The sequence below is a fragment of the Streptococcus sp. Marseille-P6264 genome (assembly GCF_902460355.1).
Lineage (GTDB): Bacteria > Bacillota > Bacilli > Lactobacillales > Streptococcaceae > Streptococcus.
In genome coordinates, this window is record NZ_CABPTO010000001.1 from 381,630 (window position 1) to 395,509 (window position 13,880).

The window sequence follows — 13,880 nt, forward strand, 5'->3', positions numbered from 1 at the left end:
GGGATACGTTTATTCCCGTTAACGCCTAGTCTGTGGTAACAACTCCGTACCCCCTAGGGTTTATGGAAATAGATTGACAGCCTATCAGACTATCACATCAAGATACTCAACTTGTATTCTCACGCTGATACTTCCCCACCTCAATACAAAAAGCCTTGCAATCAAGGCTTTTGATTATCCCTTTCGTTACAAGGTTTTTACGCTTTTACCAGCAAAGCTACACACTCCACGTGATGCGTCTGCGGAAAGAGGTCAACTGGCTGGATTTTCTTTAGTTCGTAGCCTAGCTCTTGATAGAGTTTGATATCACGCGCCATGGTGGCAGGATTGCAGGAGATATAGACAATCCGCTGGGGCTCCATGCTGACACTAGAAGTGATAAAGCTTTCTGTCAGGCCCTTTCGCGGCGGATCGACTAGGATGACATCTGCCTTGATTCCCTGATCCAGCCAAGTTTGGATGGCTTTTTCTGCAGGGGCGCAAACATAGCTGGCATTGGTGATACCGTTGAGCTCTGCGTTTCGCTGACTATTTTCCACAGCCTCAGGAATGACCTCGACTCCATAGACCTGCTGAACTCGGTCAGCCAGCGACAGACCAATGGTGCCAATGCCCGAGTAGGCATCTAGCACAATATCCTCTTTTTTAAAATCAGCAAAGTCGAAGGCCGTCTGATAAAGCTTCTCTGCCATCTCGGTATTGACTTGGTAAAAAGCTGGCGCAGCAATCTGGAACTGCTTGCCCAGCATGCTGTCAGTGATAAAGTCTTGGCCGTAGAGAGTCCGGAATTCTCGTCCGAAAATGGCATTGCCCGACTGGTCGTTGATATTTTGCATGATGGACTTGATAGCTGGGAAGGCCTCTATCAAACGCTCAATTAGCTGATCCACTCGGAAAATCTTAGGCCGACTGGTCACCAAAATCACCATGATTTCACCAGAATAATGGCCGCGACGGACAACCAGATTGCGAATCAGGCCAGTACCTTCCTTTTCATCGTAAGGCTTGAGGTCGAAACGACGCAGCAAGTCACGTACAAAAACGATGACTTGGTCGATAACTGGATCCTGAATGTAAAAATCCTCAATCGGCAGGAGGTCATGGGAATTTTTTCGGAAAAAGCCCGTTTCTAGTTGGCCATTGACACGACGAACTGGCACTTGAGCTTTATTACGGTAGGCCAGTGGATGATCCATGCCCAGTGTCTCCAGCACTTCCACATCCGAAATACCAGCGATTTTATAAAGACAGTCCTGCACTTGCTTGCCTTTAAAAGCTAGCTGGGCTGGGTAGGACAAGTGCCCTAAATCAGCAATTCCAGTCCGCAGATAGGCCAAATCGACATGCTCATTGCGCTGATCAGACTTCTTCAAAAACTCCTCAACTCGGCCAAAGCCGATTTTTTTATTGACCTTGAGGACGCGCATGCGGATCACTTCACCCGGCAGGGCATTTTCAATGAAAAAGACACGGCCGTCTACCTTGGCCACACCTGCTCCCTCATGACTCAGATCTACAATTTCTACTTCAATAATATCGTTCTTTTTTAACATTTCTTTACTTTCTAATCAATCCTGCGCTCAACTGCAATGATACTAAAGCAGGGAATCACAGGATTTTCTACTGTTTATTTCTTTCTTCCTATTGGAAAATATGTTCACATTTCTGCTCTGCTATTTTCCCAAAAAGAAAAGGAAGAGACAAAATCTGCCACTTCCCATTATATCATAAGAGCCCTATCTTAATCCCATTTGTTTCAATCTTTCTTTATAGGCTTCAAAATCAATCAAGAGTCCTTGTCCACCATACATATCATAGGTATCCGTCCAGTCGCCTAGTTCTGGTATAGTGAGGCGCTCTATCCCATTGCGTGAATCAAGCACCAAGGATAAGCCTTGTGACCAAATAAAACTCTGAGGTACATTGGTCGAGGTCAAGGCAAAAACTTTTCCTAATGCTTCAGATCCTGTAAAAAGCTTGGTAGGGTCTTTTATCTGCTGCATGATAGCAGTCAGAACTTCTTGCTGGCGACGTGTACGTCCAAAGTCACCCTCATCGTCCTTACGGAAGCGGGCATAGTTTAAGAGCGTTCGCCCGTCCATGTGCTGACGACCAACCTTGATGGTTTGAGTAGGAACCACTCCATCCTTCATGTTCAAATCATCTGGAACTTCCACTTCTGTGACCTTTTCGCCATCAATGGTCGAAAATTTAGCATCCATAAATACACCATTTGGAAAGAGGGTGTCAATTGCAGTCGCAAAGGTGTTAAAGTCCACTAGAGCATAGTATTTAATGTCAATATCGAAGTTATCTTTCAAAGCTTGACGAACTGCCTCAGCTCCACGATGATTGTCTTGTTCACCAAAAGTATAGGCGGAGTTCAATTTTTGATCATAATAATCATCATCCGTAGGCTCCGTGTAGGAATTGCTGACACCGTCAATATGAATCAAGGTATCACGCATAAAGCTGACCAACTTCATTTTATGGTCTTTATTGCCAACGTTCAAGACCATGATTGAATCGGTCCGAGTCTCCGTTGAATTTTCTCCAATTCGGCCGTCTGTTCCTAAAACAAGAATGTTGATTCCATCTCGAGCATCATGCCCATCAAAGTACTCAACATCAGCTGCTTTAAGATTTCCTGGTCTCGCTGTATTTAAGCCTTTGAAAAACATAAAGAGCATGCCAGAAACAACCAAAAGCACAAAAATAAGGAGCCACATCAGCACGCGCTTAGGACGAATTTTTTTGTAGGTTCTCGGAGGTTTCTGAGTTGATTTTTTCGCTTCTTGCTTTAAAGAATTGCGGGAATTCTTTTGGCTTCTGCTAAGAGAGCCTTTACCCGGGTATTTGGGTAACAAGCCGGATGAGTCCGTCTTCGAATCCTCTGGAGAAGCCTGCACGGTCTGCTTGGTAGACGGCTTTTGCGCAACATCTGACCGTCCTTTCGACTTTTGGCGGAGGTAATTATACTCCTCTTTTTCATGTTCGTTAAGATAGTAATAGTTTGTATGGAGATAATCCAGCCTTAACTGCTCGTGTCGACTCAGATTTTCTGTTTCTCTCATCTCTGCTCCAATCTATAATCCTGAATTTGAAAAACGGGATAACTGCCTAGAATTTTAAAGGTGATACCAAGTGTAGCAAGCTCTTGGTAAGCAAAATCCACTAATTCTTTCCGTTCATTATCAATATCAATAATAAAGAAATATTCCCCTAGGGCTGTTTTAAGAGGGCGGCTTTCAATTTTTGTCAGGTCAATGCCACGCCAAGCAAATGTTGATAAGGCCTTATACAAGGCACCGGGCAGATTGTCTGGCAAAGTCAAAGCCAAACTCTGTTTTTCCTCTTGCTTTTCAAGCCTAAGAGTGGGAGTGGTCTGTCCTAAAATCCAGAAACGAGTAAAATTTTCCTCCATTTCCTGAATATCTTGGGCCACCACTTGCAGACCATACTCGACTGCTGCAGTCCGCGGCGCAATAGCGGCGAAAGGTTGGTCAGGATGCTCAGCCACAAAACGAGCCGCATAGGCTGTACTAGCTGTAATTTCAATCGCTGCTTCTGGATAATGCTGGCGAATATATCCCTTCCCCTGAGCAAGCGCCTGAGGATGAGAAAAGACCTTCTCAATGGGCTTATCTAGGCTAGTCGCCAATAACTGCTGCTTAATGGGCTGAACAATCTCTGCCACTGCTTGAATCTCAGCTTGATGGAAAAGATAATCCAAGGTCTCATGGACGCTTCCTTCAATCGAATTTTCCACAGGAACAACCGAATAATCTACCTCTTTCCCTTCATAAGCCTTCATCACTTCTGTGATGTTTTGATAAGGCACCAAGTCTGCTTGGGGAAAGGCTTCTTGGGCAACATGATGGGAAAAGGAGCCCTTGGGTCCTAAAAATGCTACTCTCATTGAATTTCCTCAATAATTTCTTGTGGCGTTTTTCCTACCACGTCAATTGTCTGTGTCGCGACCGCCTCATAGAGAGCCTGCCGTTGTTCAAAAATCTCCTGCAAATCTGCCTTGCTCTTGGTCAGATACAAGGGGCGCTGATTTTCCTGATCTTGCTCAATCCGACGAAAGAGGGTCTCAAAGTCAGCTTTCAGATAAATATTTTGGACATTTTCGGCTAATAATTCACGGTTTTGGGGGCTCAAGACGACACCGCCTCCCGTAGAAAGCACGACATCCTGCTGGATACACTCAGCCAAGACTTCAGCTTCAATTTTCCGAAAGGCTGGTTCACCATATTGAGTAAAATACTCTTGGATGGACATGCCGATTTTTTGGACAATCAGCTCATCCATATCCAGAAAATCTGCTGACAAGGCTCTCGCAATCGTTGATTTTCCCGCTCCCATGAATCCAAGTAAAATCTTAGCCATTCACTAAGCCCTCCAAGTCTGAGAAGAAGCTTGGATAGCTGGTATTGATAGCCTCTGCCCGCTCCAGCTCCACCTCTCCATCCGAAACTAACAGAGCCGCAATGGCTGCCATCATTCCTATACGATGATCACCAAACGTATTAATGGTTGCACCATGAAGAGGCGTTTTTCCATCGATAATCATGCCATCTGCTGTGGGAGTAATGGCTGCTCCCATGCTATTTAAAGCATCTGCGACAACCTGAATCCGATCGGTTTCTTTGACCTTTAACTCCTCGGCATCTCGGATCACCGTTCCGCCCTCAGCTTGGGTGGCTAAAAGGGCAATAATCGGAAGCTCGTCTATCAAGCGCGGAATAATCTCTCCGCCAATCTCCGTTCCCTTCAGCTCAGAAGTCTCAACAGTAATCGTGGCGGATTTGGCTACCTCATCTATATTAGAAAGGGTCATCTTACCGCCCATTGCCTTGATAACATCAAGAATCCCCGTCCGAGTTTCATTGATTCCAACATTTTCAAGAACGATTTTGGAATGGGGCAGAATCAAGCCTGCAACCAGCCAGAAGGCTGCACTGGAAATATCACCAGGCACTCTCACTTCTTGCCCTGTAAAGGTCTGACCACCCTGAACACGGATTTCCTTGCCCTTGACCTCAATTTGACCACCAAATTGAACAATCATATCCTCTGTATGGTTACGGGTAATTTCCTTTTCAATAATGACTGACTCGCCTTGAGCCTGTAAAGCTGCAAAAATCAAGGCTGATTTAACTTGAGCGGAAGCCACTGGCAGCTGGTAATGGATAGGCTTTAAATCTTTTCTGCCATGGATGTGAAGTGGCGGTAAATCTCGTTCTGTCTGCCCCCAAATGTCCACACCCATTTGACTAAGGGGCAGGGTTACCCGATCCATCGGACGTTTGGACAAACTATCATCCCCAAACATCTCTGCTGCAAAATCCTGACCGGCCAAGACACCCGAAATCAAGCGGATAGAGGTTCCTGAATTGCCCATATCTAATTTATTGTGCGGCGCCTTGAGGACATCAAAACCAACACCATGGATCTTGACAGTCTTTCCGTCGTCTTCAATCTTGACGCCTAAATCACGAAATACTTGCATTGTAGAAAGGACATCTTCACCTCTCAAAATATCGTGAACCACTGTAAGGCCCTTGGCCAAGCTCCCGAACATAATCGAACGGTGACTGATTGATTTGTCGCCCGGTACACGGATACGACCATTCAAACCTTTTGCCTTTGTTCTTAACTTCATAGATGCCCCTTTCAATTGCTACTAACTTCTATTTTATCATAAAAATAGCAATTTTCTAAAAATTTATTGTATTCATTCCCACTCCATAGTCTTTTTTGCCTTTTCTACATGATAAAAGAGGCTGCGACAATCATCTCTCAGCCTCCCTTTATTCCTTGTCAAAACCACGAGAGTGCTAGACTCTTGCTCTAGTCAATCTCTGATTTAGCCATTATTTGTGTCTTAAATGCTTATCAATCTCATCCATAATCCGCCCCATGACATAGCTAATCTGCAGATTGCGACCAATCAGAACGGCCCAGAAAATAGCCATCAGATAGTTCTCAGACATGATTGCTTCATTAAAAAAATATGTTTCTAGGGCTGTAAAAGCCGCCATTACTATAAATTGTCGTCTATTCATTCTTCCATTATAGCATGAAAAATCATAAAAATCTAAATTCAATCATCTTGAACAGTGATTTTTTCCGCTAGAAAATCAAAGCCTTCCGGTATCCAGCTTTCTTCCTGCTTTTCAGCTACTTCTGCTTTATTGCTACGACTTCTAGCTGAAAATTCTGCCCGAATTTGAGTCCAATCCTCTAGGGAAATGGCCAGAATATCTGGTGAAAAGCCAGCAGCATTGCTGAGCAGATTCCCAAACATGGTATTGAGATTTTCTCTTTTCATGGTTTGCTCAGCATTGAAATGAGACTCAAAGGCCAAAATAGCATGATTTTCATTGGCTGCAACTGGCTGCGAACCAATGAGCAGAGCCTTGTCCGCTCCTGCCAGACTCTCGATGATTTCACCCCAAGCATTTTGCAGCTTAGTCAAATTTCTGCGAGCCAAGTCAGGATTTTCCACCGCTTCTTCCAAGATGGCATTGACCTTATTGCGGTCTACTCGATAGGTCTTAGCCTTCTGAGGTCGTGCCTCTGATTTCTTAGCTGCTGGAGCTGGCTGACTGCCGACATTGGCCAATTGCTGCTTGAGCTGCTGGATTTCCTGCTTGAGATTAGACAGTTCTTCTGCCAAGTTGTCAGGAATCTGATCTGAGCTGGCTTTTTCCTCGGCCAGTCGAATGGTCATCATTTCTGTATAAATCTTAGGTTGCAGGCTATTCTTGATGTCTGCTAGACTCTTGGTCGCCATCTCAATCATGGCAAAGAGAGTCTCCTGCGGTGTCTTGAGGTTTTCCAGAAAGAGCTCGCTAGCATGATGATTTTCCCCACCAGTTTTGACAATGAGCAAATCACGCAGGTATTGCAGGAGGTCCGTCACAAAACGGGCCATGTTTTTGCCACTGTCAAAAATCAGATTGAGATTATCCAAGGCTGTGACTGCATCATGAGCAATCAAGGCTGCTACGTAGGCATCCAAGGCTCCCAAACTGATAGAGCCAGTGATTTCTTCAGCTATGTCTGTGGTCAAACGATTTTCCTGAGTCAAGCTAAGAGCCTGATCGAGAATCGACAGGGCATCCCGCATACCACCTTCCGCTCGACGGGCAATAATCTGCACACCTTCCTTCTCAAAATCAATGCCTTCCTGCTCCAAAATCCACTCAATATGACCAATAATGTCCTGCGTCTTGATAGACTTAAACTCAAAACGCTGGACACGGGAAAGAATGGTCGCTGGAATCTTATGCAGCTCTGTCGTTGCTAGGATAAAAACCACATTTTCTGTCGGTTCTTCCAAGGTCTTAAGCAAGGCATTAAAAGCTCCCGTTGAGAGCATGTGCACTTCGTCAATGATATAGACCTTGTGCTTGGCTAGACTGGGCGCATAAGTGGACTTGTCCCGAATATCACGAATCTCATCGACCCCATTATTAGAAGCCGCGTCAATTTCGATGACGTCTTCAAGACTTCCCTCAGTGATAGCCTGACAGATGTAACAGTCATTGCAGGGCTCGCCGTCCTTTTGATTCGGACAGTTCATAGCCTTGGCAAAAATCTTGGCAACACTGGTCTTCCCTGTTCCGCGTGGGCCAGAAAAAAGATAGGCATGGCTGATTTTCCCTTGCTCCACAGCCTGCCGCAGAGTAGTGGCTACTACTTGCTGACCCACAAGCTGACCAAAGGTCTGACTGCGGTACTTTCGATATAAAGCTTGATACATTAGGCTTTTTCTCCAAACATTTCAAAATTCCAAGTCGTTTTTTCAAGCAAAATCTGGACGAACTTTTCCAGATATTCCTGATCTACCTTATCATAGTCACCCGTCAAAGCCGAATCCAAATCCAGCACCCCCAGCAGGCTACCGTCTTTTACCATGGGCACCACAATTTCGCTCTTAGCCCGGCTATCGCAGGAGATATAGTTGGCATGCTGGGTCACATCATCCACGATAATCGTCTGCTTTTTCTCCGCAGATTCACCACAGACACCCTTGCCTAGCGCAATATGGACACAGGAAACACCGCCCTGAAAAGGCCCCAAAATCAGCTCGCTCCCATCAAAAAGATAGAAACCAGTAAAAACAGAATTAGGCAGGGCTTGATTGAGCAGGGCGCTAGCATTGGATAGATTGGCCAAAGCATTGGTCTCCCCATCCAGCAAGGCTTCCAGCTGAGCCAGTAACAGTTGATAATTTGAAATTTTTTCCTTTTTATTCATACTTTCTATTATATCAAAAAGCCCGTCCTACAGAAGAAAAAATAAAATTTTTTTAGCTTCTTTTCTAGTTCGAAGCTCAAGTTGAAAGATATTTTCTTATTCTGACGACTACAAAAGAGAGACCTAATCCTTATTTGTCCTTCTGCAAAAATAAGAAGCTGAGATTATCCATCCCAACCTCTTATTCCTATAGAAAGGCAAGCTATACTCAAATCATCTGTTTACAGCCAACCCATAAAGCGGATAAGGTACATATTTAGTCGCACCTGCCGTGAATAATAATAGTTTCCACCATTGATATAAAGCTTGGGCCCGTAAAAAATGGAAAGTATATTATAGTATGAATAGGTTTTTCCAGTCACATTACCAAGACTCGGAGCAACTACTTCTTTTGAGTATTTTTTCGCTAGCTCGAGCGTATTCTCACCACCATTTTGCGCCACATAGTCGATATAGGCCTGACCAAAATTGTAGGCCTGAACCGCTGTCCAAACATCTACCTTTTTCTCGCTGGCCAGTTCTAGATTGTCTGATAAAGTCTGAATACCTTGCCGGACACTTTCTTTATTGTCTGTAATTGAATTGATTTCACCTGTTGCACTCTCACTAGACTGCATGAGGTCGTTGTTTCTTCCCTTGGTTTCCGTGTAGATCATAGCTAGGACTAGCTCTTCATTAGCCGCTGTGTCCTGCTCGTCTAGCACTTCTCTAACCAAGCTTTGATAGGTCATAACCTGCTTAACATCACGATGGACTTGATAGCCTTTTATCGCGATGGCAGCCAGAATGATGAGCAAAATCAATCTTCTGATAAATTTAAACATTATTTACTTTGTATATCCTCGATATTTTTGATGAGAATAGAGTAAGTCCCGTTGTCATTCTGGATAAATTCCACAGATTCAGCATCCTGATAGACATTATTGGGAACGATTAGCTCTATTCCATTAGAGAGGGATAATTTTTGATTTTCAAACTTCTTTTTCTGGCGACTGCTGTCAATCTCATCAAACTTGATTGGCTCTGGTACGGTTTCCTTAACTTGGTCAATAAAGGTAAGTCTGGCTGTCAGATTGCTGTCAAACAGCTCGTCTGCCAGCTTTTCAGGAGATAATTCTTCGTTTTCCTCCAGATTTTTGAAAATGCTGGATTTGACCTTAGACTGGAACTGAAAATCGTCTTTGTTAAAACTTTCAGCAATCTTTTGAGCCGTTTTTTCCAGCGTTTTGATGGATTTTTTTGGTGAAATCTTAGGACTAACCTGCAAGAGATTGTCAGAAAAATAGTTGAGAAAGGCGCCATTGTACTTGATGCGCTTTTCAATCAGATGGTACTTGCGAGATTTGAGATTGATAACCAGAGCCTCGTCCGCACCCGTACCAAATCCAGGCAAGTTGTTCTGTGTCAGCTTGATAGGATTGTCCACCTCGCCACCCAAGTGAGTCAGGGTTTCCCGCAGAGCAATCCGCAGAAAAGCAAAGTGCTCCACCCCTTCTTTCTCAAACTGAACGAAAATCAAATCGTTGGTTTTCTGGTTCTCACTGACCGAAAACTCTTCCTGCCAAAGCTTGGCCACCGTCACGGATGTTTCCAATAAGTCGTCCGAAAGTTGGGCCAAAAAGACATTTTCAGGATCGAAAATGCCTGTTTTAGCCTCATCAGAATAAACTCGCTCGATTTTCTTACGCAGGTATTCTTCAATCTTGGGAGTGATATTAAGAAACTTATCCGCCAACAGCAAGTCCGTATCAGCTGGGCTGAATTGATGAATGATGGCTTTTTTTACGTAAATGTCCATCTTAGTTCAAACCTTCATAGAGCGGAAAAGCATCCGTCAGTTCGCGAACTTCCGCTCGCACTTGATTGAGCACCGCTTCATTTTCAGCGTTTTCCAGAGCCTTGATAATGAGCTCTGCTACCTTGATACTTTCTGTTACACCAAAGCCTCGAGCTGCAATGGCTGCTGTACCGATACGAATTCCGCTGGTTTTAAATGGCGACAAAGTCTCGTAAGGGATGGAATTTTTATTGAGCGTAATGTTAACCTCATCCAAGAGATTTTGAGCTACTTTCCCATTTTCTACAACCTTAGTAACATCCACCAAGAAAAGGTGATTTTCAGTTCCGTCAGAAATCACACGGAAATTATCATGCTGACGGAAGACTTGGGCCATGGCTTGGGCATTGTCCAAAATCTGCTGGGCATAAACCTTGAAAGCTGGATCAAGAACTTCTTTAAAAGCCACTGCTTTGGCTGCGATGACATGCTCTAATGGCCCACCCTGAATGCCAGGGAAGATAGCTGAATTGATTTTCTTAGCTAAGTCTTCATCATTTGTCAAAATCAAACCACCGCGAGGCCCGCGCAAGGTCTTGTGGGTCGTCGTAGTTGTGATGTCCGCATAAGGCACGGGACTTGGATGGAGACCTGCAGCAACCAAGCCAGCGATGTGAGCCATATCGACCATCAGCTTAGCACCGACTGCATCAGCGATTTCACGGAATTTTGAAAAATCAATGATATGAGAGTAGGCTGAAGCCCCCGCAACAATCAGTTTAGGCTGTACTTCCTTGGCTTGCTGGAGGATGGCATCAAAGTCCAGTAATTCTGTTTCTGGGTCAACACTATAGGACACAAAATTGTAGGTTTGGCCAGAGAAGCTTACTGGAGCACCATGGGTCAAGTGACCACCAGCAGACAAATCCATGCCCATCACTGTATCACCCGGCTCAATCAAAGCCATATAAGCAGCGCAATTGGCCTGACTGCCTGAGTGAGGTTGTACATTGGCAAATTTGGCACCAAAGATTTCCTTAGCGCGCTCAATTGCCAAACTCTCTACGACATCCACTACGTCTGTTCCACCATAATAGCGACGACCTGGGTAGCCCTCAGCGTATTTATTGGTCAAAATAGAACCTTGAGCAGCCATAACAGCTTTAGAAACGACATTTTCTGAAGCGATCAGCTCGATATTATGTTGCTGACGCTCTTCCTCACTGGCAATGGCATCCCAGAGTTCTTTGTCAAATGCTTTGTAGTCTTCTTGGTCAAAAATCATAAGGTGTCTCCTTCTTTTGAGAAAATAGGGCGCTAGGCTCCTAAAAGTTAAAATGTTATATCACTTACTTGGGCGAGAATATCCTCGCGGGTAACGGCTCCTTGGCGCAAAATACGTGCCTTTTCTCCAGACAAGTCCAGAATGGTTGAATCCTGACCTGTCAAGGAAGCATCATCTTCTACTCCCGAGACTTGCTCTTGAAAATCCAGCATAATCTGCTGGAAATCAGTTCCACTGGCTTTTCCAGAAAGATTGGCGGATGGACCTATCAAGGGTCCGTACTTCCGAATCAAGTCCAGCGTAACTGGATGCTTTGGAATTCGAAAGCCTACGGTTTCCATACCAGAGTTTATCCAAGCAGGCACTCGGTCAGTGGCTTGGAGGATAATTGTCAGTGGTCCAGGTAGAAAGGCGTGATAGAGTTTTTCTAGATAACTGGGCTGGTTCTTAGAAAAACGGTAAACTTCTTCCAAGCTAGCCACATTGAGATTGAGAGCCTTGTCACGGGGTCTTCGTTTTAATTCATAGACTCGTTCGACTGCCTCTTCGTTCAAAGCCTGGGCAAAGAGGCCATACACCGTTTCCGTAGGCAGGACGACCGCTCCACCTGCTGCCAGAGTCTTTTCTATCTTATCCATTGTCCATCGCCACCATTCTATCTTTGCCAAATTGATCCTGCAAGACTCGGATTCGCTTTTGCGGGAAGGAGTTTTTAAATAACTCCCTGACGCCGCCTCCTTGCTTGTAACCAATTTCCAGATAGATCTTTCCTTTTTCTGTGAGATGCTCCTCTGCCTGCTCGGCTATTTTCCGATAGACGGCATAGCCATCCTCCTCCGCGAAGAGGGCCATGTGAGGCTCAGAAACTAGAACGTTGAGACCGACTTCGTCCTTATCCGCTTCTGAAATATAGGGCGGGTTTGAGACAATGATGTCAAATTTCCCACTGATACCATCGAAGCAATCAGATTGGACAAAAGTAAGATTGAGGCCACAGGACTGAGCGTTTTCTGCTGCCAAGGCAAGAGCATCTTGAGAGAGATCAGAAGCAGTAATCTGCCAGTCTGGACGGCCGTTTGCCAGTGCAAGAGCAATGGCTCCGCTCCCCGTTCCGATATCCAAGACTGACAAGGATTTTTCAGGATTCTCCGACAAAATCAGCTCCACTAGCTCCTCCGTCTCAGGCCTTGGAATCAATACCCGCTCATCAACCTTGAGAGTCAAACCGTGAAAATCACTGCTACCAATAATATACTGGGCTGGCTTGTGAGCAAGCAGTTGCTCTTGAATCGCTTTTAGCTGATCACGGTCTTCCTGACTGACCTCTGCCCGAAGCTTGAAAACAAAGTCAGTAAAGGAGAGGTCATTGAGTGCCCGATAAACGAAAGACAGGCTTTCCGCTTCTTCTCCCGCTGCTATCAGCTCCTGCTCTAACTCAGACAAATATTGAGCTAATGTCATTATTTATTCAGCTCTTCTAGTTTTTGCGTTTGGTCATAGAGTACCAAGGCATCTACAACTTCGTCCAATTTACCAGACAAGATGGTATCTAGCTTTTGCAGGGTCAAGCCGATACGGTGGTCTGTGACACGGTTTTGAGGGAAATTATAAGTACGGATTCGCTCTGAACGGTCACCAGTTCCAATTGTCGATTTACGCTCAGCGTCTTGCTCATCTTGGGCAATCTGGGCAAAATGGTCAGCCACACGCGCACGGATAATTTTCATGGCCTTCTCACGGTTCTTCTGCTGGGTACGTTCTTCCTGCATCTCAACCTTGATATTGGTTGGCAAGTGAACGATACGAACGGCAGTCGCAACCTTATTGACGTTCTGTCCACCAGCACCAGATGCGTGGTAGATGTCAACACGAAGGTCTTTTGGATCAATATCGTATTCTACTTCTTCGATTTCTGGCATGACTAAAACGGTAGCTGTCGAAGTATGAACACGGCCTTGGCTTTCTGTCACAGGAACCCGTTGCACACGGTGGGCACCTGATTCATACTTGAGTTTAGAGTAAACAGACTGACCAGAAACCATGGCAACCACTTCTTTGAAACCACCGACACCGTTCATAGAAGCTTCCATGACTTCAAAGCGCCAGCCTTGAGCTTCAGCGTACTTCTGATACATAGTTAGAAGGTCACCAGCGAAAAGTGCTGCCTCATCACCTCCTGCTGCCCCACGAATTTCAAGGATGATGTTCTTGTCATCGTTTGGATCCTTTGGAAGAAGCAAAATTTTCAGTTTTTCTTCGTATGCTTCTTTTTCAGCTTTGGCATCTTTGAGTTCTTGCTTGGCCATTTCTTCCAAGTCGGCATCGTCACCAGACTCCTTAATCATCTCTTCAGCGTCAATAATGTTTTGAAGAACTTGCTTGTATTCGCGGTAGGCTGTTACCGTATCACGGCTACTTGCTTCTTCCTTTGATAATTCCATGAAACGCTTGGTATCTGATACCACATCCGGGTCACTGAGCAATTCTCCAAGCTCTTCATAGCGGTCTTCCACTGCCTGTAACTGGTCATAAATATTCATCTTTGTA

The 13,880-nt window shown here is 44.9% G+C and carries 14 protein-coding genes; all 14 read right to left on the reverse strand.

The genetic code is table 11. The features are described 5' to 3' along the window. Nucleotides 1–197: 197 nt before the first annotated feature. The gene (gene rlmD, locus FZ941_RS01970; RefSeq protein WP_148886639.1) at nt 198–1,553 is read right to left on the reverse strand and encodes a 23S rRNA (uracil(1939)-C(5))-methyltransferase RlmD; all 1,356 of its coding nucleotides are present in this window, start codon (nt 1,551–1,553) and stop codon (nt 198–200) included. Nucleotides 1,554–1,736: 183 nt separating this feature from the next. Continuing rightward, a complete protein-coding gene (locus FZ941_RS01975) occupies nt 1,737–3,074 on the reverse strand; it encodes an LCP family protein (protein ID WP_148886640.1) in 1,338 nt (445 codons plus the stop codon). Continuing rightward, nucleotides 3,071–3,919: a prephenate dehydratase gene (pheA, locus tag FZ941_RS01980; RefSeq protein ID WP_148886641.1), complete on the reverse strand. Its 849-nt coding sequence runs from the start codon at nt 3,917–3,919 to the stop codon at nt 3,071–3,073. The genes FZ941_RS01975 and pheA overlap by 4 nt, the downstream gene beginning before the upstream one ends. Then, the gene (locus tag FZ941_RS01985) at nt 3,916–4,392 is read right to left on the reverse strand and encodes a shikimate kinase (RefSeq protein WP_148886642.1); all 477 of its coding nucleotides are present in this window, start codon (nt 4,390–4,392) and stop codon (nt 3,916–3,918) included. The genes pheA and FZ941_RS01985 overlap by 4 nt, the downstream gene beginning before the upstream one ends. Beyond that, a complete protein-coding gene (gene aroA / locus FZ941_RS01990) occupies nt 4,385–5,668 on the reverse strand; it encodes a 3-phosphoshikimate 1-carboxyvinyltransferase (RefSeq protein ID WP_148886643.1) in 1,284 nt (427 codons plus the stop codon). Before aroA ends, FZ941_RS01985 begins: the two co-directional genes overlap by 8 nt. A 211-nt stretch (nt 5,669–5,879) precedes the next feature. Next, the gene (locus FZ941_RS01995; protein ID WP_148886644.1) at nt 5,880–6,071 is read right to left on the reverse strand and encodes a DUF3272 family protein; all 192 of its coding nucleotides are present in this window, start codon (nt 6,069–6,071) and stop codon (nt 5,880–5,882) included. A gap of 38 nt (nt 6,072–6,109) precedes the next feature. Beyond that, on the reverse strand, nt 6,110–7,774 hold the full coding sequence (gene dnaX / locus FZ941_RS02000; RefSeq protein ID WP_148886645.1) for a DNA polymerase III subunit gamma/tau: 1,665 nt from the start codon (nt 7,772–7,774) through the stop codon (nt 6,110–6,112). Further along, nucleotides 7,774–8,271 (reverse strand): GAF domain-containing protein, encoded by a 498-nt coding sequence (locus FZ941_RS02005; protein WP_148886646.1) that lies wholly within the window; start codon nt 8,269–8,271, stop codon nt 7,774–7,776. Before FZ941_RS02005 ends, dnaX begins: the two co-directional genes overlap by 1 nt. Nucleotides 8,272–8,492: 221 nt before the next feature. Then, entirely contained in the window at nt 8,493–9,095 is a 603-nt protein-coding gene (locus tag FZ941_RS02010; RefSeq protein WP_125371729.1) for a lysozyme family protein, read from the reverse strand. Next, nucleotides 9,095–10,069, reverse strand: coding sequence for a nucleoid-associated protein (locus FZ941_RS02015; RefSeq protein ID WP_148886647.1), 975 nt, complete (start codon nt 10,067–10,069; stop codon nt 9,095–9,097). The genes FZ941_RS02010 and FZ941_RS02015 overlap by 1 nt, the downstream gene beginning before the upstream one ends. 1 nt (nt 10,070) lies before the next feature. Next, nucleotides 10,071–11,333 carry a serine hydroxymethyltransferase gene (gene glyA, locus FZ941_RS02020; protein ID WP_148886648.1) on the reverse strand — a complete coding sequence of 421 codons (1,263 nt, stop codon included), beginning with the start codon at nt 11,331–11,333 and terminating at the stop codon, nt 10,071–10,073. A 47-nt stretch (nt 11,334–11,380) separates the two neighbouring features. Next, on the reverse strand, nt 11,381–11,971 hold the full coding sequence (locus FZ941_RS02025) for an L-threonylcarbamoyladenylate synthase (protein ID WP_148886649.1): 591 nt from the start codon (nt 11,969–11,971) through the stop codon (nt 11,381–11,383). Further along, entirely contained in the window at nt 11,964–12,794 is an 831-nt protein-coding gene (prmC, locus tag FZ941_RS02030; RefSeq protein WP_148886650.1) for a peptide chain release factor N(5)-glutamine methyltransferase, read from the reverse strand. Before prmC ends, FZ941_RS02025 begins: the two co-directional genes overlap by 8 nt. After that, complete coding sequence (prfA, locus tag FZ941_RS02035; RefSeq protein ID WP_148886651.1) at nt 12,794–13,873, reverse strand: peptide chain release factor 1; 1,080 nt, start codon at nt 13,871–13,873, stop codon at nt 12,794–12,796. The genes prmC and prfA overlap by 1 nt, the downstream gene beginning before the upstream one ends. Nucleotides 13,874–13,880 lie beyond the last annotated feature (7 nt).

Excerpts from the sequence above, each read along its gene's own strand:
- rlmD (WP_148886639.1), bottom strand. The coding sequence starts at position 1,553 with ATGTTAAAAAAGAACGATATTATTGAAGTAGAAATTGTAGATCTGAGT.
- FZ941_RS01975 (WP_148886640.1), bottom strand. The coding sequence starts at position 3,074 with ATGAGAGAAACAGAAAATCTGAGTCGACACGAGCAGTTAAGGCTGGAT.
- pheA (WP_148886641.1), bottom strand. The coding sequence starts at position 3,919 with ATGAGAGTAGCATTTTTAGGACCCAAGGGCTCCTTTTCCCATCATGTT.
- FZ941_RS01985 (WP_148886642.1), bottom strand. The coding sequence starts at position 4,392 with ATGGCTAAGATTTTACTTGGATTCATGGGAGCGGGAAAATCAACGATT.
- aroA (WP_148886643.1), bottom strand. The coding sequence starts at position 5,668 with ATGAAGTTAAGAACAAAGGCAAAAGGTTTGAATGGTCGTATCCGTGTA.
- FZ941_RS01995 (WP_148886644.1), bottom strand. The coding sequence starts at position 6,071 with ATGAATAGACGACAATTTATAGTAATGGCGGCTTTTACAGCCCTAGAA.
- dnaX (WP_148886645.1), bottom strand. The coding sequence starts at position 7,774 with ATGTATCAAGCTTTATATCGAAAGTACCGCAGTCAGACCTTTGGTCAG.
- FZ941_RS02005 (WP_148886646.1), bottom strand. The coding sequence starts at position 8,271 with ATGAATAAAAAGGAAAAAATTTCAAATTATCAACTGTTACTGGCTCAG.
- FZ941_RS02010 (WP_125371729.1), bottom strand. The coding sequence starts at position 9,095 with ATGTTTAAATTTATCAGAAGATTGATTTTGCTCATCATTCTGGCTGCC.
- FZ941_RS02015 (WP_148886647.1), bottom strand. The coding sequence starts at position 10,069 with ATGGACATTTACGTAAAAAAAGCCATCATTCATCAATTCAGCCCAGCT.
- glyA (WP_148886648.1), bottom strand. The coding sequence starts at position 11,333 with ATGATTTTTGACCAAGAAGACTACAAAGCATTTGACAAAGAACTCTGG.
- FZ941_RS02025 (WP_148886649.1), bottom strand. The coding sequence starts at position 11,971 with ATGGATAAGATAGAAAAGACTCTGGCAGCAGGTGGAGCGGTCGTCCTG.
- prmC (WP_148886650.1), bottom strand. The coding sequence starts at position 12,794 with ATGACATTAGCTCAATATTTGTCTGAGTTAGAGCAGGAGCTGATAGCA.
- prfA (WP_148886651.1), bottom strand. The coding sequence starts at position 13,873 with ATGAATATTTATGACCAGTTACAGGCAGTGGAAGACCGCTATGAAGAG.